The 24,805-nt window shown below is 66.9% G+C and carries 22 protein-coding genes and 1 pseudogene; 6 read left to right on the plus strand and 17 right to left on the minus strand.

Annotated features, from left to right (window positions below; translation table 11 throughout):
• Positions 1–117: 117 nt before the first annotated feature.
• From lipA to ACZK33_RS20075, 3 genes are read right to left on the minus strand one after another with little or no spacing between them, the layout of a single operon-like run.
• The gene (gene lipA, locus ACZK33_RS20065) at positions 118–1,128 is read right to left on the minus strand and encodes a lipoyl synthase (RefSeq protein WP_153854539.1); all 1,011 of its coding nucleotides are present in this window, start codon (positions 1,126–1,128) and stop codon (positions 118–120) included.
• An 18-nt stretch (positions 1,129–1,146) separates the two neighbouring features.
• Positions 1,147–1,857, minus strand: a complete 711-nt coding sequence (lipB, locus tag ACZK33_RS20070; RefSeq protein WP_032130311.1) for a lipoyl(octanoyl) transferase LipB — start codon at positions 1,855–1,857, stop codon at positions 1,147–1,149.
• Entirely contained in the window at positions 1,845–2,123 is a 279-nt protein-coding gene (locus tag ACZK33_RS20075; RefSeq protein WP_005411067.1) for a YbeD family protein, read from the minus strand. The genes lipB and ACZK33_RS20075 overlap by 13 nt, the downstream gene beginning before the upstream one ends.
• A gap of 261 nt (positions 2,124–2,384) precedes the next feature.
• Here ACZK33_RS20075 and ACZK33_RS20080 point away from each other — a divergent pair, with 261 nt between their 5' ends.
• Positions 2,385–3,458, plus strand: a complete 1,074-nt coding sequence (locus ACZK33_RS20080) for a lipid A deacylase LpxR family protein (RefSeq protein ID WP_423175284.1) — start codon at positions 2,385–2,387, stop codon at positions 3,456–3,458.
• Positions 3,459–3,632: 174 nt separating this feature from the next.
• On the opposite strand, the gene ACZK33_RS20085 is transcribed toward ACZK33_RS20080, so the two are convergent.
• The 9 genes and pseudogenes from ACZK33_RS20085 to ACZK33_RS20125 form a co-directional block, all read right to left on the minus strand.
• A complete protein-coding gene (locus tag ACZK33_RS20085) occupies positions 3,633–4,853 on the minus strand; it encodes a D-alanyl-D-alanine carboxypeptidase family protein (RefSeq protein ID WP_032130313.1) in 1,221 nt (406 codons plus the stop codon).
• Positions 4,854–4,953: 100 nt separating this feature from the next.
• Entirely contained in the window at positions 4,954–6,228 is a 1,275-nt protein-coding gene (locus tag ACZK33_RS20090; protein ID WP_049421381.1) for a septal ring lytic transglycosylase RlpA family protein, read from the minus strand.
• On the minus strand, positions 6,225–7,370 hold the full coding sequence (gene mltB, locus ACZK33_RS20095; protein ID WP_423175283.1) for a lytic murein transglycosylase B: 1,146 nt from the start codon (positions 7,368–7,370) through the stop codon (positions 6,225–6,227). Before mltB ends, ACZK33_RS20090 begins: the two co-directional genes overlap by 4 nt.
• Before the next feature lie 1,130 nt (positions 7,371–8,500).
• Entirely contained in the window at positions 8,501–9,580 is a 1,080-nt protein-coding gene (rodA, locus tag ACZK33_RS20100) for a rod shape-determining protein RodA (protein ID WP_423175591.1), read from the minus strand.
• 155 nt (positions 9,581–9,735) lie between these two features.
• Entirely contained in the window at positions 9,736–10,848 is a 1,113-nt protein-coding gene (gene rodA / locus ACZK33_RS20105; protein ID WP_032130317.1) for a rod shape-determining protein RodA, read from the minus strand.
• Positions 10,845–12,920 carry a penicillin-binding protein 2 gene (mrdA, locus tag ACZK33_RS20110; RefSeq protein WP_423175579.1) on the minus strand — a complete coding sequence of 692 codons (2,076 nt, stop codon included), beginning with the start codon at positions 12,918–12,920 and terminating at the stop codon, positions 10,845–10,847. Before mrdA ends, rodA (ACZK33_RS20105) begins: the two co-directional genes overlap by 4 nt.
• Before the next feature lie 3 nt (positions 12,921–12,923).
• Entirely contained in the window at positions 12,924–13,409 is a 486-nt protein-coding gene (gene mreD, locus ACZK33_RS20115) for a rod shape-determining protein MreD (protein ID WP_049463232.1), read from the minus strand.
• Positions 13,406–14,510 (minus strand): annotated as a pseudogene (mreC, locus tag ACZK33_RS20120) (rod shape-determining protein MreC). The gene mreD and the pseudogene mreC overlap by 4 nt, the downstream one beginning before the upstream one ends.
• A 121-nt stretch (positions 14,511–14,631) precedes the next feature.
• Complete coding sequence (locus ACZK33_RS20125) at positions 14,632–15,678, minus strand: rod shape-determining protein (RefSeq protein WP_005419402.1); 1,047 nt, start codon at positions 15,676–15,678, stop codon at positions 14,632–14,634.
• A 283-nt stretch (positions 15,679–15,961) separates the two neighbouring features.
• Here ACZK33_RS20125 and ACZK33_RS20130 point away from each other — a divergent pair, with 283 nt between their 5' ends.
• Positions 15,962–16,900 carry a carbohydrate kinase family protein gene (locus ACZK33_RS20130; protein ID WP_049421386.1) on the plus strand — a complete coding sequence of 313 codons (939 nt, stop codon included), beginning with the start codon at positions 15,962–15,964 and terminating at the stop codon, positions 16,898–16,900.
• A gap of 103 nt (positions 16,901–17,003) precedes the next feature.
• Here the strand turns inward: ACZK33_RS20130 and ACZK33_RS20135 are convergent, their stop codons facing one another.
• The 4 genes from ACZK33_RS20135 to ubiE all read right to left on the minus strand — a co-directional run bounded on the left by ACZK33_RS20135 (position 17,004) and on the right by ubiE (position 21,393).
• Entirely contained in the window at positions 17,004–17,627 is a 624-nt protein-coding gene (locus tag ACZK33_RS20135; RefSeq protein ID WP_423175582.1) for an HAD family hydrolase, read from the minus strand.
• Positions 17,627–18,358: a hypothetical protein gene (locus ACZK33_RS20140; protein ID WP_197615763.1), complete on the minus strand. Its 732-nt coding sequence runs from the start codon at positions 18,356–18,358 to the stop codon at positions 17,627–17,629. Before ACZK33_RS20140 ends, ACZK33_RS20135 begins: the two co-directional genes overlap by 1 nt.
• A 122-nt stretch (positions 18,359–18,480) precedes the next feature.
• Positions 18,481–20,409 carry a M1 family metallopeptidase gene (locus tag ACZK33_RS20145; RefSeq protein ID WP_423175584.1) on the minus strand — a complete coding sequence of 643 codons (1,929 nt, stop codon included), beginning with the start codon at positions 20,407–20,409 and terminating at the stop codon, positions 18,481–18,483.
• Positions 20,410–20,631: 222 nt separating this feature from the next.
• Entirely contained in the window at positions 20,632–21,393 is a 762-nt protein-coding gene (gene ubiE / locus ACZK33_RS20150; protein WP_005411082.1) for a bifunctional demethylmenaquinone methyltransferase/2-methoxy-6-polyprenyl-1,4-benzoquinol methylase UbiE, read from the minus strand.
• Positions 21,394–21,473: 80 nt separating this feature from the next.
• Here ubiE and ACZK33_RS20155 point away from each other — a divergent pair, with 80 nt between their 5' ends.
• The 4 genes from ACZK33_RS20155 to ACZK33_RS20170 all read left to right on the plus strand — a co-directional run bounded on the left by ACZK33_RS20155 (position 21,474) and on the right by ACZK33_RS20170 (position 23,272).
• Positions 21,474–21,926, plus strand: coding sequence for a nucleoside deaminase (locus tag ACZK33_RS20155; RefSeq protein ID WP_005411083.1), 453 nt, complete (start codon positions 21,474–21,476; stop codon positions 21,924–21,926).
• Between the two features lie 198 nt (positions 21,927–22,124).
• Entirely contained in the window at positions 22,125–22,385 is a 261-nt protein-coding gene (locus ACZK33_RS20160; RefSeq protein WP_197615762.1) for a hypothetical protein, read from the plus strand.
• Positions 22,386–22,460: 75 nt separating this feature from the next.
• The gene (locus tag ACZK33_RS20165; RefSeq protein ID WP_014038526.1) at positions 22,461–22,787 is read left to right on the plus strand and encodes a hypothetical protein; all 327 of its coding nucleotides are present in this window, start codon (positions 22,461–22,463) and stop codon (positions 22,785–22,787) included.
• Positions 22,788–22,849: 62 nt separating this feature from the next.
• Positions 22,850–23,272 carry a low affinity iron permease family protein gene (locus ACZK33_RS20170; protein WP_423175585.1) on the plus strand — a complete coding sequence of 141 codons (423 nt, stop codon included), beginning with the start codon at positions 22,850–22,852 and terminating at the stop codon, positions 23,270–23,272.
• Positions 23,273–23,355: 83 nt separating this feature from the next.
• On the opposite strand, the gene smeF is transcribed toward ACZK33_RS20170, so the two are convergent.
• Positions 23,356–24,756 (minus strand): multidrug efflux RND transporter outer membrane subunit SmeF, encoded by a 1,401-nt coding sequence (smeF, locus tag ACZK33_RS20175; protein WP_143048243.1) that lies wholly within the window; start codon positions 24,754–24,756, stop codon positions 23,356–23,358.
• Between the last annotated feature and the right edge of the window lie 49 nt (positions 24,757–24,805).

Below are 24,805 nucleotides of genomic sequence, written 5' to 3' on the forward strand. Positions count from 1 at the left end.
CAAGCCCCCTGAGTCAGGGGGCGGCCGCGAAGCGGCGGGGGTGTGGGTGGTGGTAAGCCGGGGCCCACGGTGTGCGCAGCGCAGCGTGGGAAGCGGTAGCGCGCATCGCGCAACCGCTTACCGGACGCCGGCGCCCTTGGCCTGCACGTCGGCGTGGTACGACGAGCGCACCATCGGGCCGGAGGCCACGTGGCTGAAGCCCAGCTCGTAGCCGTAGTCTTCCAGCGCCTTGTAGTCCTCGGGGGTCCAGTACTTCAGCACCGGGTGGTGATGCGCGGTCGGCTGCAGGTACTGGCCGATGGTGATCATGTCCACGTCGTGCGCGCGCAGGTCGCGCATGGTGGCCTTGATCTGTTCGAACTCTTCGCCCAGGCCCAGCATGATGCCGCTCTTGGTCGGCACCTCCGGGTGCTGCGCCTTGAAGTTCTTCAGCAGGTTCAGCGACCACTGGTAGTCCGCACCCGGGCGCACGTTGCGGTACAGGTCCGGCACGGTTTCGATGTTGTGGTTGAACACGTCCGGCGGGTTCTGCGCCAGAATCTCCAGCGCGCGCTCCATGCGGCCCTTGCCGCGGAAGTCCGGGGTCAGCACTTCGATGCGGGTGCCCGGCGACTTCGCGCGGATGGCACTGATGCAGTCGACGAAGTGCTGGGCACCGCCGTCGCGCAGGTCATCTCGGTCGACGCTGGTCACCACCACGTATTTCAGGCCCATGTCGGCCACGGTCTGGCCGAGGCTGGCCGGTTCGTTGGCATCCGGCGGCTTCGGGCGGCCGTGGGCGACGTCGCAGAACGAGCAGCGGCGGGTGCAGACCTCGCCGAGGATCATGAACGTTGCCGTGCCGTGGCCGAAGCACTCGTGGATGTTCGGGCAGCTGGCTTCCTCGCACACCGTCACCAGGCGGTTCTCGCGCAGCTTGGCCTTCAGGTTCTGCACCGCATTGCCCGAGGGAATGCGCACGCGGATCCAGGACGGCTTGCGCAGCACCGGCGCATCGGCGAACTGCACCGGCGAGCGGTTGATCTTGTCACCGCCCAGCTGCTTGACCCCGGCCTGCAACGGCGCGGCGGACGGAGAGTCGCCCTGCACGATCTGCAGGGGAATGGAACGGGCGGTGGTTTCAGTCATGGCAGTTCCGGGGGGCGGTCAGGCGGCCGCAGAAAGATCAGGCAGTTCGGGCGTGGGCTGCAGCAGCAGGCCGAACTGGCGGGCCAGGTGGTCCAGCAGCACCGGCTTGACGGCCTCCATCCCGGAGGGCCCGCCCAAGTCTACTACCGAGGTCACCTGCAACCCCTGATAGCCACAGGGGTTGATACGGTGGAAAGGTTCCAGGTCCATGGCCACGTTGAAGGCCAGGCCATGGAAGGTACAGCCGCGGCGCACGCGGATGCCGAGCGCGGCGATCTTGGCGCCACCGACATAGACGCCCGGGGCGCCCTCGCGGCGTTCGGCGCCGATGTTCCACTCGGCCAGGGTATCGATGATGGCCTGCTCGATGCGGCACACGTAGTCGCGCACACCGATGCCCAGCCGTGGCAGGCGCAGCAGCGGATAGACCACCAGCTGGCCGGGACCGTGATAGGTCACCTGGCCGCCGCGGTCCACGTGCAGCACCGGGATCTCGCCCGGCGCCAGCACATGCTCGTCCTTGCCGGCCTGGCCCAGGGTGAATACCGGGTCGTGCTCGACCACCCACAGCTCATCGGCGTCGGCCTCGCTGCGCTGGTCGGTGAAGCGCTGCATGGCGCGCCACACCGGTTCATAGGCCTGGCGGCCGAGGTCGCGGACCAGCGCCGGGCGCGGCGCGCGGTCTTCCGGGGCGGCTTCGGCCGGGCAGCTGTCGGCTACAGCGTCCACTTCACTTCCGGGTGGTCGCGCAGTGCCTGGTGCGCCAGGTCGTACTGTTCGCGGCTCTCGGCCTTGAACACGATGCGCACCGACACGTACTTGCCGTTGGAGGAATGCTTCCAGCTGATGCGTTCATTCACCACATCGATGCCGGCAGCCAGCAGCAGGCGGGGAAGCTCATGTTCCAGGCCGCGGTTGGCCGGGCCCATGGCACTGAGCTCGAACTGGCCGGGGAACTGGAAGCCGTGGTCGGGGTTGTCGGACTTGATTTCCATGCCCCCATTATCGGGCCGCAGGCCAACAAACCCAAGAGTATTCATCAACGTCAAACAGTGCACCGGTGAGTCGCTGCGTTGCAGCTGAACGGCCGTTCAGCATTGGCCGTTGCCCCTTGGGGCGCCGCAGGACAGTGCAGGATTGTCTTCACGAGACAATGTCGTTTTCGGAACAGACAAGTGATTCGAACGCGCTCGTTCCATCACGCCCGCACGAGTACCGTGTCGCGGCATATAACGACAGACAGAAAAAACCTCCACATGAGCCCCCCTTCCCAACGCCGCCTTGCAGCCCTCGGGCTGTCCGGCCTGCTGGCTGCTGCCCTCCCCCTCGCTGCCCAGGCGGCCGAACAATGTGGCCCGGACGCGATGCGCGACCACCCTCCGCAGGTCAATTTCCGCGTTGACAACGACCTGTTCGGCGGCCGCCACCAGGACCAGGGCTATACCAATGGTGCACTGTTGACCCTGGTCTCGCCCAATCTGGTCGATTACACCGACGACCCCTGCCTGCCACGCATGGCCCGCTGGGTGAACCAGTACCTGGAAGGGCTGCATCCGGGCAAGTTCGAACAGCAGAACATGATCTTCAGCATCGGCCAGGGCATCTTCACCCCGACCGATTTCAGCCGCAGGGACCTGATCGAGGACGACCGCCCTTACGCCGGCGTACTGATCGCAAACTTCGGTTTCAATGCGCGCAGCGGCGACCGCCTGCAGACCACCCAGCTGACGCTGGGCGTGGTTGGCCCGTGGGCACAGGGCAAGCAGGTGCAGAATGCCGTGCACGAAGTGCTGGGCGACGAGAAATTCAAGGGCTGGGACAACCAGCTGCACAACGAGCCCCTGTTCATGCTGACCCATGAGCGCATGCGCCGCTGGCCGGGCGATGCCAGCGTCAATGCCGACGGCTGGGGTTGGGACGCCATCAGCCACTACGGCGGATCAATCGGCAACCTGGAAACCAAGGCCAATCTCGGCGGTGAAGTGCGCTTTGGCTGGAAGCTGCCGGACGACTTCGGCAGCACGCCGTTGCGCCCGGCCGGTGAGAACACTGCACCAACCCGCGGCGGCCGTCCCAATGGCTGGTCCTGGCACCTGTTCGCGACCTCGGACGCCGCCTGGGTGATCCGTGACATCACGCTGGATGGCAACACGTTCCACAACAGCCACAGTGTGGACAAGCGCCATGTGGTGGCCTACGGCGGCTATGGCGTGGCGGTGATGTACGGACGCTGGAAGTTCGCTGCGGCGCGTTACCACAGCACGCGCGAGTTCAACGGCCAGCGCGAAGCGCCGGTGTTCGGCAGCTTCACCATCAGCCGCTCGCTGTAGGTAGGTGCCGACCGTTGGTCGGCACACCGGGGCCGGTATATCCGGATGGGTTCATGAGGAGCCGGCCAGCGGCCGGCACTCCCCACATCCGGCAGGATTCATGCGCAAGCGGCATCCCGAAACAGAAAAGGCCGGCATTTGCCGGCCTTTTCCTTCACCACGCCGGGGCGTGGATCATTCCGATTCCCACCACATCCAGAAGCTGTCCCACAGGCGCTTGAAGAAGCCGGCCTGTTCGACGGCAGCCACCGCCACCAGCGGCGCTTCGGCCACCAGCTTGCCATCCAGCATCACCTTCACGGTGCCGATCTGCTGGCCGGCGGTGAACGGTGCTTCCAGGGTCTTGGGCACGTCGATGCTCGGCTTCAGGTCGTTGTAGCGGCCGCGCGGCACGCTCACCAGCATCGGCTGGGCCACGCCCAGCTGCACCTTGTCGGTGGTGCCCTTCCAGACCTTGTGCTCGGCCACGGCCTTGCCCGGCTCGTACAGGCGGTGGGTCTCGAAGAAGCGGAAACCCCAGTTCAGCAGGGCCAGGCTGTCATCGGCACGCTGCTTTTCCGACTGGCCGCCCAGCACCACGGCGATCAGGCGCTGGTCGCCGCGCTGGGCCGAGCTCATCAGGCAGTAGCCGGCTTCCGAGGTGTGGCCGGTCTTGATGCCGTCCACGCTGCCATCGCGCCACAACAGCAGGTTGCGGTTCGGCTGCTTGATGTTGCCGACCTGGAATTCCTTGATCTTGTTGTACGCGTAGGTTTCCGGGTAATCGCGCACCATCGCACGGCCCAGCAGCGCCAGGTCGTAGGCGGTGCTGTGGTGGCCCTGCGCAGTCAGGCCATGGGCGTTGACGAAGTGCGAATTCTTCATGCCGATCTTCGCGGCATAGCTGTTCATCAGCGAAGCAAAAGCTTCTTCGCTGCCTGCCACGTGCTCGGCCAGGGCGATCGCGGCGTCGTTGCCGGACTGGATCGCCATGCCCTTTTCCATGTCTTCCAGGCGCGCGGTCTGGTTGACCGGGAAGCCGCTGTAGCTGCCATCGGTACCCGCGCCACCTTCGCGCCAGGCGCGTTCGCTCATCATCACCTGGTCATCCGCACGGACCTTGCCGTTCTTGACCTCGGCGGCGATCACGTAGGACGTCATCACCTTGGTGATGCTGGCCGGAGCCAGCTGTTCGTTGATGTTTTCACCAGCCAGCACCTGGCCGGTGGCGTAATCCATCAGCACCCAGGCCTTGGACACGCTCGGCGCCGGCGCCGGCGGAGTGGCGACGGTGGCCGGGGCGGCAGCGGCGGCGGCAGGCGCCGGCGTGGCCGGAGTCGGCAGCGGCGTCTGGGCGGAAGCCAGGCCCACCACCAGGGTGGCGGCCAGGGCGGTGGCGGCGGAACGGAAATTCATTGGACAGCAGGCTCCAGGGGACGGCCGGGAATGGAGGGTGGAACGTAGCGGCCATTGTAAGGCCGGGGCAGCATGGGCCGGCAGCACCGGCCCGGGTGGATCAATCCTTGACGATCTGCGGCGAACCCAGACCCAGACCGGCGATGCGGCCGACAAGTTCCGCGGCACTGGCATGGTCGCTGGCGGGAACGCGCAGGCGGAACAGGGTACGGCCACCGGCGGCGATGTCACTGATGGTGGCACCGACGATGCCGGCGGCGTTGAGCTGGCCCATCGCGCGGTTGGCGTTGTCACGGTTGGAGAAGCTGGCAACCTGCACCATGACTGCGCCCACCACCTGCTGCGACAGGCTGGGGGTAGCGGCGGCGGTGCGGACCGGTGCCTGCGCAGCGGCGCGCGGCGTGGTACTGGCAACGACCGCCGGAGCCGGCGCGTATGCGGTGCTGCGCACCGGCGGAGCACTCGGCGGCAGGCTGCTGACCGCCACATCCGGCACGGTGCTGGCCACGCCCTGGGTGGTGGCCGGCTGGCCACGCGCCGGCATGCCATCGGCCGGCAGCCCCTTGACCAGGCGATCGATGTCGCTGTCGGCGGCAGCACGCGCGGTCGGTGCCGGGCGCGCACTGGCTACAGCGCTGGCGGCGGCCGCTTCCGCAGCACGACGCTCGCGGCGCGACGGCTTCTGCGCCAGCAGGTTGCCCTCACCCGGCTGCAGCGCGCGCACTTCCACGTTGCCGGTGCCGCGCTGGGTGATGCCCAGGCGCACAGCGGCGGCATAGCTGAGATCGACCACGCGGCCATCATGGAACGGACCGCGATCGTTGACGCGCACGATCACCGACTCACCGTTGTCGAGGTTGGTCACGCGGGCGAAGCTGGGCAGCGGCAGCGTCTTGTGCGCAGCGGTGAACTGGTACATGTCGTAGACCTCACGGTTGGAGGTCAGGCGGCCGTGGAACTTGGCGCCGTAGTACGACGCGGTGCCGCGTTCGACATAGTTGCGGGTGTCGTCGAGCACTTTGTACGACTTGCCCAGCACCACGTACGGCGTCTTGTTGCCGATCGCCGAGCGTTCTTCCGCGGTCACTTCCGGCTCGGGGATGCAGGCCACGTTGGGAATGTAGTCCGGCGTGCTGTCACGCACGCCCGGCTTGTACAGGCCACCGGCGGTGTAGTTGCCGCGGGTGCTCAGGTCTTCCTTGGCCGCCGCGTAGGGCGATCCTTCCGGGCAGTGTGCCGGGCGCGAGCCGCGCCCCTGCACCAGGGTGCCGCCGGACTTGCCACCATGGCCGGCCGTGGCCGGCTTCTTCGGCGCGCTGCTGCAGGCAGCCAGCGCGAGGACGATCAAGCCTGGGACCAGCCATCTGATGTTCATGCCGGGGGCAGCTCCTGTCCGGCAATGGCCTGGGACAACTGGAACACGGCCATCGCGTACATCTTCGAGAGGTTGTAGCGGGTGATCGCGTAGTAGTTCTGGAAGCCCAGCCAGTACTGCTTGCCGGTGCTGCCTTCAAGCGTGATCGGCGTGGCGGTGGCGCCCGGCTGCACCGCTGCGCTGGGCTGGTAGCCACGCTTCGCCAGGTCGGCCAGCGACCAGGTCGGCATCCATTCGGTCGGATTGAATTCCTCGCGGCCCGGCGCCAACGTGGCCTGCACGGCCACCTGCCCGCCACGCACCCAGCCACCCTTCTTCACGAAGTAGTTGGCGATGGACGAGAACACGTCGTCGTAGCTGGTGAACAGGTCGCGACGGCCGTCGCCATTACCGTCCACCGCGTAATCGAGGTAGCTGGACGGCATGAACTGGCCCATGCCCATCGCGCCGGCATAGCTGCCCTTGAGCGTGGTGATGTCCAGGTTCTCTTCGCGGCCCAGCTCGAACAACTTGGCCAGCTCATCGCGGAAGAACAGCTCGCGGCGCACTTCGCGCTCCAGCTTGGCCGGGTCGCCGCTGCGCGGGTAGTAGAACGCCAGCGTGTACAGCGCATCGAGCACGCGATGGCTGCCGGCATTCTTCCCGTAGCTGGTTTCCACGCCGATGATCGCCACGATCACTTCGGCCGGCACACCGGTGCGCTGCTGCACGCGATCCAGTTCGGCGCGATGCTGGGCCAGGAACGCGCGGCCGCCATCGATGCGCGCCTTGCTGATGAACATCGGCCGGTACTCGTTCCACGGCTTGACCCGTTCGGCCGGGCGCGACATCGCGGCGATGATCGGCTGGCGCACCTGCGCCTGGTCGAGCACGCTGCTGATCTGCTCCGGCTTCAGGCCATAGCGCTTGGCGGTATCGGCAATGAAGCGGGCCCGTGCGACCTGGAACGGCACCGGGGTGAGATCGACCGGCGGCGCGGTGGCGGCAGCAGCTTCGGGCGCGGCCTCGGCCGGGCCATGGGCCTTGGCGGCGGGCTGGCGCGGCGTACTGCTGGCCTGGGGCGAAGACGGTGGGGACTTCGGCTGGGTCGCGCAGGCGACCAGGCCGAGGGTGAGCATGCAGGCCAGAGTGCGTCGAATCATCGTCGCAGGTTAGCAGGTCATGGATGAATTAAAACCCCTAACACCATGAATCACAACGATTTGCCTGCGAGCAGCGGGAAATGTGAAGACGTCGTGATCACACTTCCCCATTCAGATAGAGGTTGCCGGTTGCGTCCCCATCCCCGCAGACGCAACCGGCGACCGGATCCGGTCGGTACCCGCGCGGCTGCCGCTCCCCAGTGGCAGTGCTCCGCGCTCCCTGTACCCGTTGGATCAGTACTGCTTCCCGCCCGACGCCCCCTCGCGCTGCAACGATTGACGGCGCGCCGTGCCGAACGGGCCGCCATTGTGCAGGCCGATTACGACAAGTCCATTGATCAGGATCAACGCGCTGTAAAAGTGTGAACCAGCTAACGCTTTTTCCGGACTTTGGTCAGTGGGCGTGCTGCCGTGCATCGTTGTGAGAACGCTTCCACAACGGGCGTTGCGCAGAGTCAGGAAGTTTCCAGCCAACGGCGCAGCCCCTCGTGGGTGGCCGCGAAATGCAGTTCACGGGTGAGGCCAGGTAGATGGGCTGCGCAGGGGCCGCTGCAAGTACGTCCATGTAAGCTCGGTCGCCGCTTGCTCTTGCGCGCAGTCCTGCACGCGCGGCAAGGCCAGGGTTGGGCGTCCTGCCCAACCCGCCCGAGGCATGCCTCGGGCCCATGCGGCTCACGCCCCTGCGCAGCCCATCTACCCGGCCACGGACAGGTTCCGTGTTCGTCCACCCACGGAAATAAAGAGAAGATCAAAAGCGGGTCGCGGTGCTGCGCTTGCTCGTGAGCCGAGCATGGCTATGCCGGTCGTCCTGACCGGCACCCTTCGGGCCGTCGCCATGGGCGACGTTGGCAGCGGCTCCTGCCGCTGCCTTCGGCTCTACAGGAAGCAATGAAGCGGGCGGCCAAGCTGGTTTTGCTTTTGATCTTCTTTTTCTTTTCCGTGGGTGGACACGCCCGAAAACTGTCAGGGGGCGGGCGCGGTGGGTTCGCGGGACCGTTGGCGCCATGGATGGCGCCATCGAGCCCCCAAGGACGGGTTTACGGCGTGTCCCGCGAACCCACCGCGCCCGCCCCACACATGAGCCGCGTTACACGACCACCCACGAGGGGCTGCGCCGTTGGCTGGAAACCCTATCCCCCGTGCACGGGTCGGTGCCCACGCACAGCCATCACCAGTCCGATGCCGGCCAGCAGCGAGACCGCTGATGTCCCGCCATAACTGATCAACGGCATCGGAATGCCCACCACCGGCAGCAGGCCGGAAATCATTCCACCGTTCACCAATACGTAGACGAAGAACGCCAGCCCCAGGCTGCCGGCCAGCAACCGCGCATGGGTGTCGCGCGCGCGCACTGCGATCCACAGACAACGCCCGACCACGAACAGGTACAGCGCGAACAGCGTCGCCACACCGATCCAGCCGAACTCCTCGGCCAGCACCGAAAACGCGAAGTCGGTGGTGTACTCGGGCAGGAAATCCAGCGTGGCCTGGGTGCCCTGCCCCCAGCCACGTCCCTGCCAACCACCGGAACCGATCGCGATGCGCGACTGCAGGATGTTCCAGCCGGTGCCGAGCGGGTCTGCTGCCGGGTCGAGGAAGGTCAGTACGCGATCCTTCTGGTACTGCCGCAACACGCCGAGCCAGGCCAGTGGCGCGGCCACCGCCAGCCCCACCGCGCCGGTGGCCACCCAGCCCCAGTGCAGGCCCGCCAGCAACAACGCGAACACGCCGCTGGCGGTGACCAGCGTGGCGGTACCGAGGTTGGGCTGCATCAGGATCAGCACGGCGGGAACGCCGATCAGCACTGCGGCCGTCAGTACCGTGCGTGGTGACGGTGGCAGCGGTTGCCGGTGCAGGTACCAGGCCATCATCAACGGCAGGCTGAGCTTGAGCAGTTCGGACGGCTGCAGGTAGAACACGCCCAGGTTGAGCCAGCGCTGCCCATACTTGCCGGTGCCGATCACATACACCGCCATCAGCGGCAGCATCGACAGCGCGTACAACGCAGGCGTCCAAGCGCGCAGACGCAGCAGCGAGACACGCGACAGCAGCCACATTGCCAGCAGGCCACCGGCAAAGCGCGCCGCCTGCCCGGTGACCGGACCGGAAACGCTGTGCAGCACCGCCAGCCCCGCGCCCATCAGGATCAACAACGCGACCAGCAACGGCAGGTCGATCGTGCGCACCGCCTCACGGCAGCCGCCAAGCATTCGTTTCCAGTCCACGCTGGCCACGGTAGCAACGCGCGCTTGCGTGAAGCTGTCAGGGTGCTTCTGCGTCTGTAGAGTCGAGCCGTGCTCGACTGCCTTTCATGCAGCAGAAGCAGTCGAGCACGGCTCGACTCTACAGAACAGCGCGGCCGTTGTTACCCGTAGCCGCCGTGCACTGGATTGTGGCTACGCACGGCCATCACCAACCCGAAGCCGGCCAGCAGCGAGACCGCCGAGGTACCGCCATAGCTGATCAGCGGCATCGGCACGCCCACCACCGGCAGCAGGCCCGAGATCATCCCGCCGTTCACCAGCACGTAGACGAAGAACGCCAGGCCGGTGGCGCCGGCCAGCAGGCGCGAATAGGAATCGCGCGACTGGCTGGCGATCCACAGGCAGCGCCCGATCACCACCAGGTACAGCGCCAGCACGGTGGCCACGCCGATCCAGCCGAACTCCTCGCTCAGCACCGAGAACGCGAAGTCGGTGGTCTGCTCGGGAATGAAGTTCAGATGCGACTGCGAGCCCTCGCCCCAGCCCTTGCCATCGAAGCCGCCGGAACCGATCGCGATCTTCGACTGGATGATGTTCCAGCCGGCTCCCAGTGCATCCATCTCCGGGTCCAGGAACATCATGATGCGGTCCTTCTGGTACGGCCGCAGCAGCCAGAACCAGGCCACCGGCGCGACCGCAGCCACGCCACCCACGCCCAGCCCGACCCACCACCACGGCAGGCCTGCCAACAGCAGCACGAACACGCCGCTGGCGGCGATCAGCACACCGGTACCGAAGTCCGGCTGCAGCATCACGAGGCCGGTCGGTACGCCGATGATGACCAGGGACACGAGCACGGTATTGAAGCGCGGTGGCAACGGCATCTTGTGCAGGTACCAGGCCACCATCATCGGCAGGCTGACCTTGAGCAGCTCGGCCGGCTGCAGGTAGAAGAATTTCAGGTCCAGCCACTGCCGGCCGTATTTGCCGGTGCCCAGCACGAACACCGCCAGCAACGGGATCATCGAGATCGCGTAGATCATCGGTGTGGCCGAGCGGATGCGCAGGATCGGTACCCGTGAGATGCCCCACAGCGCGGCCATGCCCACTGCAAAGCGCGCGCCCTGGGCCATCACCAGGCCGTCGCCACCGGCACTCTTCAAGGTGGCCAGGCCGATCACCATCAGCGCGCCCAGGGCCAGGCACAATACCCAGTCCAGCGTGCTGAAGAAGCGGCGCAGCATGTCGCCGGCCCAACGCAGGAACACTCTCATCGTGCGGGCTCCGCGGTGGTCGGGCGTGGCGTGGTCGGCAGCGCCGCGGCGGCCGGCGTCCCCGGCTGCGGTGCGGGTGCCGGTTCCGGCGCAGGCACGCCAATCAGCACGGGGTGTTCCCCCAGTTGTGCCGCAGCAAGGTCACCGGCCTGGCGCGCGCCCACATCTTCGTTGTCGAATGCGGTCGCCCCGATCGCGGTGGTGCCGCGCTCGCTGTCCAGCGGCTGCATGCCTTCAGGCATCTTGCCCAGCAGATAGGCGTCGAACACCTTGCGTGCGATCGGCGCGGCGGCCGCACCGCCGTAACCACCCCCTTCCACCGCGATCGCCAGCGCGATCACCGGCTGGTCGACCGGCGCGAAACCGACGAACAGCGCGCGGTGGCGCAGGTGCATCGGCAGGCTCTTCGGGTTCACTGCAGCGGTGCCCTTGCGGCTGACGACCTGCGCGGTACCGGTCTTGCCTGCCATCGTGTACGGCGCGCCGGCCGCCATTCGCGCAGCGCTGCCGCCAGGCAGCATGGTGGCCATCATGCCTTCGCGCACCGCCTGCAGGTTGTTCGGGTTCGGGCTGACCGGTTTGCTCTCGCCCGGGTCGGTCGCCATCCAGTCATGGTCGAACCCCGCACGCTGCTGGATCACCAGATGGGGCGTGCGCAGCTGCCCGTTGGCCAGCCCACTGACGCCCCGCGCCAGCTGCAGCGGAGTGACCTTCCAGTCACCCTGGCCGATGCTGATGTTGACTGTATCACCCGGATACCAGGCTTCCTTGCGGCTCTTCCGCTTGTAGGCCGGCGACGGCAGGATGCCGCCGATCTCGCCGGTCAGGTCGATGCCGGTCGGCTGGCCGAAGCCGTAGTACTCCATGTAATGGTCGAAGCGCTCGATGCCCAGATCCAGCGCCAGCTTGTAGTAGTACGTGTTGACCGATTGCGCGATCGACTTGCGCAGGTCGGTCCAGCCGTGGCCGCCGCGGTGCGAGTCACCCCAGCCACGCGAGGTGCCGGGCAGGTAGAACATGCCGGTGGACAGCACCTTGTCTTCCGGGCGGCGCACGCCGGAATCGAGGCCGGCCAGGCCGATCAGCGGCTTCAGCGTGGAACCGGGTGCGACGCCACCGAGCACCAGGCGGTTGAACTGCGGCCGCGACGGGTTGTCGTTCAGCGCCTTGAAGTCGGCATGGGAAATACCGTTGACGAACAGGTTGGGGTCGTAGGACGGCAGGCTGACCATCGCCAGCACTTCGCCGGTGCGCGGGTCCATCGCCACCGCCGAGCCTTCCTGGTCGCCGAAGGCGGCCACCATGGCGCGCTGCAGGTCGGCGTCGATCGACAGCCGCAGGTCGGCACCGGACTGCGCGGCGACGCGGCCGATGGTGCGGATCGCACGGCCCTGCACGTTGGTCTCGACCTGCTCGTAGCCGACCTTGCCGCGCAGCTGCTGCTCGTAATAGCGCTCCAGGCCGGACTTGCCGATGTGGGTCAGCGCGGCATTGCCTTCGCCGAGAATCTCCAGGTCCTTGTCATCGACGCGGCCGACGTAGCCGATGATGTGCGCGAACAGATCGCCATACGGGTAGCGGCGGGTCAGGTAGGGCTCCAGCTCGACGCCGGGGAAGCGCCAGCGATCAACCGCGAAGCGCGCCATCTCCTCGTCGCTCATGCGCAGCTTCAGCGTGACCGGCAGGAACTTGCGGCGCGCCTTGCGCGACTTGTTGAACGCTTCCAGCTCTTCCGGGCTGATGTTGATGATCTTGGCCAGCCCTTCCAGGGTGGCCTCCATGTCCTTGACCTTGTCCGGGGTCACGTCCAGGCGGAACGCCGGGACGTTCTCGGCCAGCAGGCGGCCGTTGCGGTCGTAGATCATGCCGCGCCCGGGCACCACCGGCCGCGGCTTGATGCGGTTGGCTTCCGAGCGCGTGGCGTAGACGTCGTGGTCCAGCACCTGCAGCTTGAAGTACCAGCCGCCCAGGCCCAGCAGGCAGACCAGCACACCCAGGAAGCCCAGCGCCGCGCGGCGGCGGAACTGTTCGGCTTCGGCGTGCGGATTCTTGACCTGGCGGCGCGGGATCATGGCTCAGCGCCCGCGCTTGCCGAAGCGCACCGCGTCCAGCAGCACGAACACCAGCGGCCACAAACCCATGCCCAGCAATGGCGCCCACCAGTACGACCAGGGCAGCGTCGGCTCATCCACCACGATGTGGACCAGCGCGCTGACGATGCGGTCGTTGAACAGCAGGCCGCCGATGGCCAGCATCTGCTGGGACATCGGGAAGAAGCGGATGCGGGCGCGGAAGCGCTGCAGGATGAAGGCCAGCATCACCAGCCGCAGCGCCTGTTCGCCGAGTACACCGCCGTACAGCAGATCGGCGATCACGCCACTGGCGAAAGCGACGCCCAGGCCGACACGCTCAGGCGCTTCAATCACCCAGTACGCGAGCACCAGCGCCAGCCAGTATGGGCGCAGCGGCTGCAGCAGCGCCGGCAACGGCAGCAGGCCCAGCAGCAGCGCCACCACCAGGCTGGCCGGCAGCACCCACGGGTTGTCGCGCAGGCGGCTCATCGCTGGGCCTCCGGCGTGGTCGGTTGCCGGCCAGCGGCCGGCACTACCATGGACCCCGCTGGGGGGAGCGCCCCCCTCTTGTTGAGGGGGACGCGCCGACGGCGCGGGGGTAAGGGAGGATGCGCGGGCCGGTTGCACCGAAGGTGCAGTCGGCTGAGGGGGGCGCGCTGAAGGCGCGGGGGTAAGGTGGGATGCCCCCCCGGCAGCCTGGTTTGCCGAAGGCAAACTTGGCTGAAGCAATTCGCTGGCCGCAGGCAAGCGAATTGCCGCGCCCGGGCGCAGCAGCAGCACGTCGCGGCCGCGGTCCAGCTGCGCCGCCGGCTTCAGTTCGCCGACCAGGAAGGCGTGCGTGTCGTCCGGGCGCAGGCCGGTGATGGTGCCGACCGGGAACCCGGCCGGGAAGCGGCCACCGAGGCCGGAGGTGACGATCTCATCGCCCACTTCCACGCCGGCGCTGAGCGGGATGTCGCGCAGTTCCAGCTTGTCGCCGCGGCCGTAGACGATCAGGCGAACGCCGTTGCGGGCCACCGTCACCGGCACGGCATGGTCGGGGTCGGTCAGCAGCAGCACGGTGGAGGTACCGCCAGTGACGCTGATCACCTGGCCCATCAGGCCGCCGGCATCGATCACCGCCTGGCCGACGTGCACGCCTTCGCGGCTGCCGGCGTCGAGCACCAGGCGCTGCTTCACCGGATCCAGGTCGATGTCCAGGATCGGCGCCAGCTGCACGTCCAGGCCACTGCGCTCGGCCACGTTCAGCAGTTCGCGCAGCTGGGCGTTATCCAGCGCGGCGGTCTGCAGGCGGGTCAGGCGGGCGTTGGCCAGCAGCAGCTGGTTGCGCAGTTCACGGTTCTCGTTGACCAGTTGGCCGTGGCTGGCCGCCGAGTCCTTGACCTGGTTGCCGAGCTTGCCCGGCAGTCCCGCCAGTGCCCATACCGGCTGCACCAGGCTGTTGGCCTGCCCGCGCAGCTGCGCAAGCCAGCCGGCCTGGTCGTCAAGCACGATCAGGGTGATGGCCAGTGCGAGATAAGCCAGCAGACGCAGCGGGCTGGCGGCATCACCGGATCGGGAAGCAACGGGAGGTCCGGCGTAGGGCGGCACGGCAACGATTCAACTGGCAGAAGGCGGAAGGGAAACACGCGGACGCCCCGCCGGTGCCGGCCTACCCTCATGGTGGGCCGCACCCCGGAGGAGCGCTGGGGGCGCAGGCAGCCGGGACGGCTTATTCCGGCGCAAAGAACTCGTTGCCGTGCATGTCGACCAGCTCCAGCGCACGGCCACCGCCGCGGGCCACGCAGGTCAGCGGATCGTCCGCCACCTGCACGTGCAGGCCGGTTTCCTCGGAAATCAGGCGGTCCAGGTCACGCAGCAGGGCGCCACCACCGGTCAGCACGATGCCGCGCTCGGCGACGTCGGCGCACAGTTCCGGCGGGGTCTGCTCCAGCGCCAGCTTGACCGCGCTGACGATGCCCGACAGCGGCTCGTGCAGGGCTTCAAGCACCTCGTTGGAGCTGATCTTGATCATCTTCGGCACGCCCTCGGCGAGGTTGCGGCCGGAGATTTCCATTTCGATCACTTCCGCCTGCGGGTAGGCGCAGCCCAGCTCGACCTTGATGCGCTCGGCGGTGGCTTCACCGATCAGCATGCCGTGGTTGCGGCGCACGTAGTTGGTGATCGACTCGTCGAAGCGGTCGCCGCCGATGCGGACCGAGGCCGAATAGACGATGCCGTTGAGCGAGATCACCGCCACCTCGGTGGTGCCGCCGCCGATGTCGATGACCATCGAGCCACGGGCTTCGGTAACCGGCATGCCGGCGCCGATCGCGGCGGCCATCGGCTCTTCGATCAGGAACACGTCACGGGCACCGGCTTCCTCGGCCGATTCCTTGATCGCGCGGCGCTCGACCTGGGTCGAGCCGGCCGGCACGCAGACCAGCACGCGCGGGCTCGGGCGCAGCACGCGCGACTTGTGCACCTTCTTGATGAAGTGCTTGAGCATCGCCTCGGTGTAGGTGAAGTCGGCGATGACGCCGTCCTTCATCGGGCGGATGGTGGTGATGTGGCCCGGGGTACGGCCAAGCATCTGCTTGGCTTCGGCGCCTACGGCTGCCACCGAGCGGGTGCCACCAATGGCACGGTCCTGACGCACGGCCACGACCGACGGCTCGTTCAGCACGATCCCCTGCCCGCGCACGTAGATGAGGGTGTTGGCCGTGCCCAGGTCGATGGACAGGTCGTTGGAGAACATGCCACGGAGTTTCTTGAACATCTGAGGAAGGAGTCCTGAGGGGTGTCGTGCCCGCCGCGGGATGGCGAAAAAATGGGCAGAAATCGAGGCCGACAAGCCTAGCAACCCGCCTGCCGCCGAGCAAGGAAAAAACTAGCTGAACCCGCGTCTTCACAGGCTTTCGGCCTGATCGGGTCTCACCCGGTTCTGGCCCTGAGCGGCACCAGCGGGTAACCTTTGCGCCGTCGGGCGCCCAAGGGCGCCGTTTGCTTGCCCGCCGAACCGGGCCGGCCCACCCCAAAATTCACCGCATAGGCTTACATCGATGTCCGCTCTGATCTGTGGTTCTCTTGCCTTCGACACCATCATGGTGTTCCCGGACCAGTTCAAGAATCACATCCTGCCGGACAAGGTGCACATCCTGAACGTGTCCTTCCTGGTGCCGCGCATGCGCCGCGAGTTCGGCGGCTGCGCCGGCAACATCGCCTACAACCTGCACCTGCTGGGCGGCCAGCCGATCCCGATGGGCACCGTGGGTTCGGACTTCGGTCCGTACCGCGAATACTTCGACGGCCTGGGCATCGACCTGTCGCGCGTGCGCGTGATCGATGAGCTGTTCACCCCGCAGGCGTTCATCACCACCGACCACGACAACAACCAGATCACCGCCTTCCACCCGGGCGCGATGATGCGCTCCTACGAGAACCACGTGCGTGGCGTACCGGGCGTGACCCTGGGCCTGGTCGGCCCGGACGGCCGCGAAGGCATGATCCAGAACGCGCAGGAATTCCACGAAGACGGTATTCCGTTCATCTTCGACCCGGGCCAGGCCATGCCGCTGTTCAACGGCCCGGAGCTGCGCGAGTTCATCGAGCAGGCCGACTACGTGGTGGTCAACGACTACGAGTCGAATCTGCTGCAGGAACGCACCGGTTGGGACGAGAAGGAGATCGTCAGCCGGGTCAAGGCCTACATCACCACCCGTGGCCCGAAGGGCGCGGTCATCCACACCCCGGAAAAGAGCTACGACATCCCGCCGGCGCACGAACGCCGCGTGGTCGACCCGACCGGCTGTGGCGACGCCTTCCGCGCCGGCCTGATCTACGGCATCCAGAAGGGCTACGACTGGCTGACCATCGGCCGCATGGGCAACCTGATGGGCGCGCTGAAGGTGGAGCACCCGGGCACGCAGAACCAGCGCTTCACCTTTGACGAGTTCAACGAGCAGTTCAAGCAGCAGTTCGGTTACGCGCTGGGCGCGTAAACCGAACTGCCCGCGCATCTGTTCGGTAGGTGTCGACCCTGGTCGACACGCTGTGCCTTGGTAGGTGTCGACCTTGGTCGACACTGCCGGCCAGCGGCCGGCACTACCCCTTCTGCTGCCAGGCCGCCAACAGTCCGCGGCAATCGGCGAAATGCCAGTCGGCACTGCCTGGCCACGGGTTCTCCGGCAGGTTGACCAGCACGGTGTGGGTGCCCGCGGCGCGGCCGCACTCCAGGTCGTAGGCGTGGTCTCCCACCATCACCGCCTCTGACGCTGCGATGCCCCAACGCCGCAGGTGCTGCTGCAGCCCATCCGGCGACGGCTTGGGCACGGCTTCATCGCGACCAATGATGTCGGCATCGTCGAACAGCTCCCCGACCCCGATCGCGTCCAGGGTCAGCTTCGCCAGCGCATGATCGTTGCGGGTCAGGATGCCCAGCCGGCAGCCCGCCGCCGACAGCGCACGCAGCAGCTTCACCGCACCCGGCGCCGGCAGCGCGTCCTCGGCCAGCGCACGTTCGTGATCCAGCAGCCACTCACGCTTGGCCTGCGCCGGCGCGTCCGGCAGCGCTGCGATATGGTCGAGGATGTCTTCCTCCGCGGCGATCTGCAGTGCGCGGCGGATCGCGGCGAAATCATGCACGGCGACAGTCAGCGTACCGTCCATGTCGAACACCCAGTGCCGGATCGCGGACAGCGCGTGCACTGCGCTGCCCGTCGCGACCATCACTGCCACCACTGCGGCATGCGGCTGGCGTCGACACCACCGGTTTCGAACACGGCAGTACGCGTGCCGCCGGCCTTGACCGGGAACTCGATGCTGATCGACTTGCCCTTGGCTGCCAGCTTCCACAGCGCCTTCTGGTCGGTGATGAACAGCGCGATGGCTTCATCGGTCTTCGGGCGCCAGGCCGCCATGGAAATCGGCTTGCCGTCGTCCACGGTCACCTTCACCGTGCACTGCGGGCAACGGAAATCGCCGGCCTGCAGCACCAGGTAGGCATGCCGCTTCCACTCCGGGTGATCCCGGAACACCAGCTGCACCGGCTTGGCACCGCTGCCATCCACATCCACCCGTTCCTTGCTGTAGATCTGCGCCGAAACCTGGTTGCCCTTGTTGCCCACCGGGATCTGGTTGTACTGCCACAGCGCCTGCATGCGGCGCAGGTCGCGCGCGGCATCGCCCTTGGCCTTGACCTCGTCGAAGCCAGCGGCGATGCGCTCGGCGGCGGCGGTGTCCTTGTACTGGTCCAGCAGCGAGGCGCCATGCAGGCGCGCACGCTCCCAGTCCTGCGCGGCCACGGCCATGTCGTACTGCTTGGCCACGTCTTCGGCCTTGGCTTCCTTCTGTGCCTGCACGGCGGCCGCGGCGGCTTCCTGCGCCTTGCGCTCTTCCTCGGGGTTGCTGCAGGCAGCCAGGGCCAGCGTGCAGGCGGTGAGCAGGATCAGTCGTTTCATGGCGGAGGTCCTTCGTGTTTTCGCATATCTGTAGAGTCGAGCTTGCTCGACTGCTGTTGAAGAGCCAGTCGAGCAAGCTCGACTCTACAAAAAAAGCGCCGGGGGATGCCCGGCGCGTTTTCTTACTTGGCTTCGGCCTTGGCCAGCATGTCCTGGACCGAGCCGGTGGTGATCGGGTGGTAGCCCGGCTTGGCCTTTTCGAAGGCCTGCTTGGCCAGCTCCAGCCCCTTCGGCGTCTTCACCAGTTCAGCGTAGATCGGCATGATCAGCTTGCGACGGCCGACGCGCTCGATGAACGCAGCGGCCCCTTCGTTGGCCTGCTCGTAACCGCTGCGGATCGCCAGCGGGTACCAGCGCATGGCGATCTCGCCATTCGGGGTGCCGGTGAAGTGGAACGCCTTGTCCAGCGTGGCCAGCTTGTCCAACGGCTGGGTCGCGCCCAGGCCGTCGATGAAGCGCACCCATTCCTGCGTGCTCCAGTCGGCGATGACCTGGCTGCTCGGCACGGTGCCGGCGCTGGCAAACGCGATGCGCGCGGTATCGACGCTGCTGAAGTTGCGCGACTGCGCCTTCGCCGCGAACGCCGGGATGCCCGGCTCGTCCAGCCATGCCTTCAGTTCGGCCTCGGTCACTGCCGACGGATTCTTCGGCAGCAGGTTCTTCTTCAGGTACTCGACGAACTGGTCGGTGTTCGCGCTCTGGAAGGCGTGGTCATCGAACCAGCCACGCAGGAACGGATCGAAGGTTTCGCGGCCGAAGCGCTGCTCCAGGAATTCCAGGAACCACGAACCCTTGACGTAGGCCACCTGGCTGAGGGCTTCGTCGGGGTCACGCTCGTTCAGCGGCGGCAGCGCCAGCGCCTGGTCGGCCGGGCTCATGTCCTTCACTTCGGCCAGCAGGTCGGTCTGGTCGATCTGCTTCTCCATCTCGGCCATTTCCTTGCCGTACAGGGCTTCGGTGATGCGGCCCTGGACGTAGGTGGTGAAGCCTTCATTGAGCCAGATGTCCTTCCAGCTGGCGTTGGTCACCAGGTTGCCCGACCAGCTGTGCGCCAGTTCGTGGGCGACCAGCGAGACCAGCGACTTGTCACCGACGATCACGGTCGGGGTGGCGAAGGTCAGGCGCGGGTTCTCCATGCCGCCGAACGGGAACGACGGCGGCAGCACCAGCATGTCGTAGCGGCCCCAGCGGTATTCGCCGTACAGCTTCTCGGCGGCACCGATCATCTTCTCGGTGTCTTCGAATTCCTTGGCGGCCTTGTTGACCATGGTCGGCTCGGCCCAGACGCCGGAGCGGCCGGAGATCGGCTCGAACACCAGGTCACCGGCAGCGATGGCCAGCAGGTAGGACGGAATCGGCTGCGGCATCTTGAAGGTGTAGTCACCGTCACGCGCGGCCTTCGGATCGTTGTCGGCGCTCATCAGCACCATCACGTCCGGGCGCGAGACCACGTGCGCGCTGTAGGTGAAACGCACGCTCGGGGTGTCCTGCAGCGGCACCCACGAACGGGCGTGGATGGCCTGCGACTGGCTGAACATGAAGGGCAGCTTCTTGCCCTCGGTCATCGACGGTGCCAGCCACTGCAGGCCCGATGCGGTCGGCGCGGTGTGGTAGGTCACTTCCACCTTGGCCGGCTGTTCCGGGGCTTCGATGGTCAGCTTGCTGCCGAACACCTTGTCAGCGGCGGCCAGCTCGAACTTCAGCGGGCTGCGCGCGCCATCGGCGGCGACGGCCTCGACCTTGGACACGGTCAGCTCGCGGGTGTCGAGCACCAGCTGCTTGGCATCCTTCTGCTTCCATTCCAGGGTGTAGGTGGCGGTGCCGCCGATCTGCTTCTGGTCGAAGTCCAGCTTCAGGTCCAGCGCGATGTCCTTGATGACGACCTTGTCCGGCTCGGCGTATGAGCTTTCGTCGTGGCTGCGGTTCTCGGCGTTCACGGGGGCGGCGGGGGCCTTGGCGGCAGTCGGGGCGGCGGCGGGTGCGGCCACCTCCTGGGAGCAGCCGGCGGCCAGGGCCACGGCCAGCGGAAGGAGCATCAGCGGATTACGCATGAATCGGGACCGTTACGGGGATCAGACCCCCAATGGTAACTCCCTCCGGCCCCGCAGGCGTTGCGCGGTGCGGGGTAATGGCGGCCGGGGCGGATCCTGCGGCGGCGTCCTGGGTAGGTGCCAACCTTGGTTGGCACGGATCTTTCATCGCTCGCGGCCTGCGCTGTGCCAACCAAGGTTGGCACCTACCAGAGCAGATACCGGGGTTTCCCCGTCCAGCGCTTACAGCTTGTAGCCGGAGTGGATCGAAACGATGCCGCCGGTCAGGTTCTTGTAGTGGCAGCGCTCGAAACCGGCCTGCCCCATCATCGCCTTCAGCTCATCCTGCGGCGGGTGCTTGCGGATGCTCTCGGCCAGGTACTGGTAGCTGTCCGAATCGTTGGCGAACAGCTTGCCCAGCTTGGGCAGGATCTTGAACGAGTGGAAGTCGTAGATCGGCTTGAACCAGTCCGCGGTGACTTCGGAGAACTCCAGCACGCGGGCCTGGCCGCCCACCTTCAGCACGCGGTACATCTCGCGCAGGCCGGCATCCTTGTCAGTCACGTTGCGCAGGCCGAAGGCGATGGTGACCAGGTCGAAGCTGTTGTCCGGGAACGGCAGGGCTTCGGCATTGCACTGCACGTAGTCCAGGCCGAGCACCAGGCCGCGGTTGGTCAGGCGGTCACGGCCGACCGACAACATGCCGGCGTTGATGTCGCCCAGCACCACCGAGCCCTCGGCGCCAACGCGCTCCTTCAGCAGCGCGGCGATATCGCCGGTGCCGCCTGCCAGGTCGAGCACACGGTCGCCCGGCTTCACCTGCGCGGTCGCCACGTAGTAGCGCTTCCACGCCCGGTGCACGCCCAGGCTCATCAGGTCGTTCATCAGGTCGTAGTTGCGCGCGACTGAGGTGAACACCTGGCCGACCAGCTTCTGCTTGTCCTTGGCGGCGACGTCGCGGAACCCGAAATGGGTGGTACCGGCTTTGTAGGGGGATTCGCTCATGGCCCCGATTATCGCACCGCCGGGGGCCAGCGGCACCCCCTGCCCGTATCATGGCGGGCCACGACTTACCGGAGCCCCGCATGATCACCACGCCCGACTACCAGGCCCTGCTGCAGACCGCCATCGCCGAAGCCCGCCAGGGCCTGGCCGAAGGCGGCGTGCCGATCGGCGCGGCGCTGTACCACAACGACGGCCGCCTGCTCGGCTGCGGCCACAACCGCCGCGTGCAGGAAGGCGACCCGTCGGTGCACGGCGAAACCGATGCGTTCCGCAAGGCCGGCCGCCAGCGCCGCTACCAGGACACCATCATGGTCACCACCCTGGCGCCGTGCTGGTACTGCTCGGGGCTGGTGCGCCAGTTCAACATCGGCACCGTGGTGGTGGGCGAATCGCGCACCTTCCAGGGCGGCATCGACTGGCTACGGGAAAACGGCGTCAACGTGATCGACCTGGACAGCCAGGAATGCGTGGACCTGCTGGGCGGCTTCATTGCGCAACACCCGGAGATCTGGAACGAAGACATCGGTGAATGAACACCACGCAGTGTCCTGTTGAACCCGCTTAATGAACGCTTCAGTGCCGGCACGCCCTAGTGCCGGCAGCGTTTGCGGCCATTGCCGTGAACCCGCGCACAGTCAGCTGCGCAACGCGCACACGCTGCGGTAACACCCTACCCGGCTGCCGCGCCTAGGGTGGGGTTACCGGGACTTCCTTCCCCGGCGGAGCCAGCCATGTGCGCGCACGCCGTACGCCCCACGCCCGACCCGATCCTCGACGCCATTCGCAAGCGCCTGCAGCAGCAGTATGCGCTGCACCAGCGTGGCGCCCTGTTCTGGACCGCCTACCAGGGCCTGCAGCTGGAACTGGTGCGCGGCCATCCGCTCGACCATGAGCGCCTGTGCAATGCAATGGCCGACATGGCCGAAGACCTCGGCGCGGTCGAGCATGCGCAACTGATAGGCAATCGCAACGCCGGCTCCACATCGCGCTGACGCGGCTTCCACTGCCCCATCGGCCACACTCGGATGAACCCCCACTCCCTTTCCACTCAACCGAACTGGATTGTCATGCACGCTGAAGTCCCCACCATTCCCCCGGTCATCAACGTTGACGCCGAGCTTGACCATTGGCGCCGCCAGCATGCCGACGGCGCACTACCGCACAACTCGTTCGGCTCCTACGTGCCGTGGATCAAGTTCGCCTGTGATTCGCTGATCACCCAGCCGCGCGCCAGCAATGCGCAGCGCGACGAGATGTTCCAGACCCAGTACGCGCTGCAGATCATGCCGCGCCTGAGCGAAGCCCAGGCCCGCGAATTCGTCGACCGTTGCTGGCAGCACGTCTACCAGACCAGCCCGGTGCGCCTGCAGGACGCGCCGCGCCTGCGCGCCTGAGCTGCACAGCCCCTGCACGAGCCGCTGCCGATCATCCTCGTCACCTGAGTGGGACGACGACGATGAAAGCACGCAACCTGTTCAATACGATCGCCAAGAAGGCCGCGGCCGCCACCGGCTCGCCGTGGACCTTCCTGGCCGCGGTAGCGATCGTGATGATCTGGGGCATCAGTGGCCCGGTATTCGGTTTCAACGACACCTGGCAGCTGGTGATCAACACCGGTACCACCATCATCACCTTCCTGATGGTGTTCCTGATCCAGCACACGCAGAACGCAGATACCGCCGCGATGCAGATCAAGCTGGACGAGCTGATCCGCGCGACGGCCGAAGCCAACAACGAACTGTTGGATCTGGAAGAACTGGACGAGGAGCGGCTGGAAGAGATCCGGCGCGAGTACGAGCAGATGGCGCGCGAAGCTGGCGACGCGCTGGCGCGGGTGCGTGCCTGCCACGCAGCGCGGCGCGACGATGAAGCGGTGTAGCAGTTCCTGAAATGACAATGCCGGCCCGCGGCCGGCATTACCCTCGATCATCAAGGTAGAGCCGGCCGCTGGCCGGCTGTCCTTCAGCTGCGCTCGTGCCAGCCGCCGCCCAGCACCTTGTACAGGGTGATGCGGTTGGCCTGCTGGGCCAGTTGCGCCTGCAGCTGGGTCTGCTGCGCGTTGTAGGCGGTACGGCGCGCATCAAGCAGGGTCACGAAGCTGTCCAGGCCAGCGTCGTAGCGTGCCTGCGACAGGCGGTTGGCCTGTTCGGCCGCTTCCACCAGGCGCTGCTGTGAACTCACCTGCTCATCCAGGCTGACGTTCAACGCCAGCGCATCGGCGGTTTCGCGGAAGCCCACCTGGATAGACTTCTCGTACTGCGCCAGCGCAATGTCACGGTCCGCATTGGCGATGGCCAGATTGGCGCGCAGCTTGCCGCCCTGGAAGATCGGCAGCGTGATCTTCGGCAGGAAGCTCCACACGCGGGTGCCACTGTCGAACAGGTTGGACAATTCGCTCGAACCACTACCGATGCTGCCGGTCAGCGAGATGCTCGGGAAGAACGCCGCGCGTGCCGCACCGATGTTGGCGTTGGCCGCCAGCAGCTGGTGTTCGGCGGCCATGATATCCGGGCGCTGCAGCAACACGTCGCTGGGCAGGCCGGCCGGCGGCGGTGCCAGTGCCAGCAGCTGCGGTTCGATGCTGTCCGGCAGCAGTGCCGGATCCAACTGGCCACCGGCCAGCAGCGCCAGCGCATTGCGGTCCTGGGCCAGCTGGCCACGCAGGCGTGCAGCATCCGTACGTGCGGTCTCGACCAGGGTACGGGTCTGGGTCAGCTCCAGCGCCGAACTGCCACCACGCTCGTGGCGGGCCTCGGCCAGGCGCAGCGAATCCTCGTAGGTCTTCAGCGTGGCATCGGCGATCTTCAGCCGCTGCGCATCAGCCCCGTAGGTCAGCCACGCCGTGGCGGTCTCGGCCACCAGGCTCAGCTGCGCGTTGCGGCGGTTGGCGGCCACGGCGAAGTACTGCTGCAGCGCCGCTTCACTGAGATTGCGCACGCGGCCGAACAGATCCAGCTCGAACTCGGCTACGCCAACACCGGCGGTGAACTGCTCGGTGACACCGGCGTCGGTACCACGGCGGTCCATCTGGCCGGTGACTGCCACGCCGGGCACACGGTCGGCGCGCTGTACGCGGTACTGGCCGCGCGCGCGTTCAACGTTGAGTACGGCCACGCGCAGGTCGCGGTTGTTCTGCAGCGACTGGTCGATCACCTGCTGCAGGCGCGCATCGGTGAAGAAGTCGCGCCAGCCGACGGCGGCGACATCGGCCACCTCGCCCTGCGCGGCCTCGGCCGGCCACTGCGCCGGAATGGCCGGAGCAACGGCGGTGTTCTTCGGCACCAGGGTGGAGCAGCCGGCGAGCGCGAGCGCGGCGGCAATGGAAAGAAACAGGGATGCACTTTTCATGGGAATGACTTCCATCGGTACTGCCGGATGGCAGGAGGTAGTGCCGGCCGCTGGCCGGCAACCT

It is taken from the genome of Stenotrophomonas sp. 86156_Sma, from assembly GCF_056481625.1.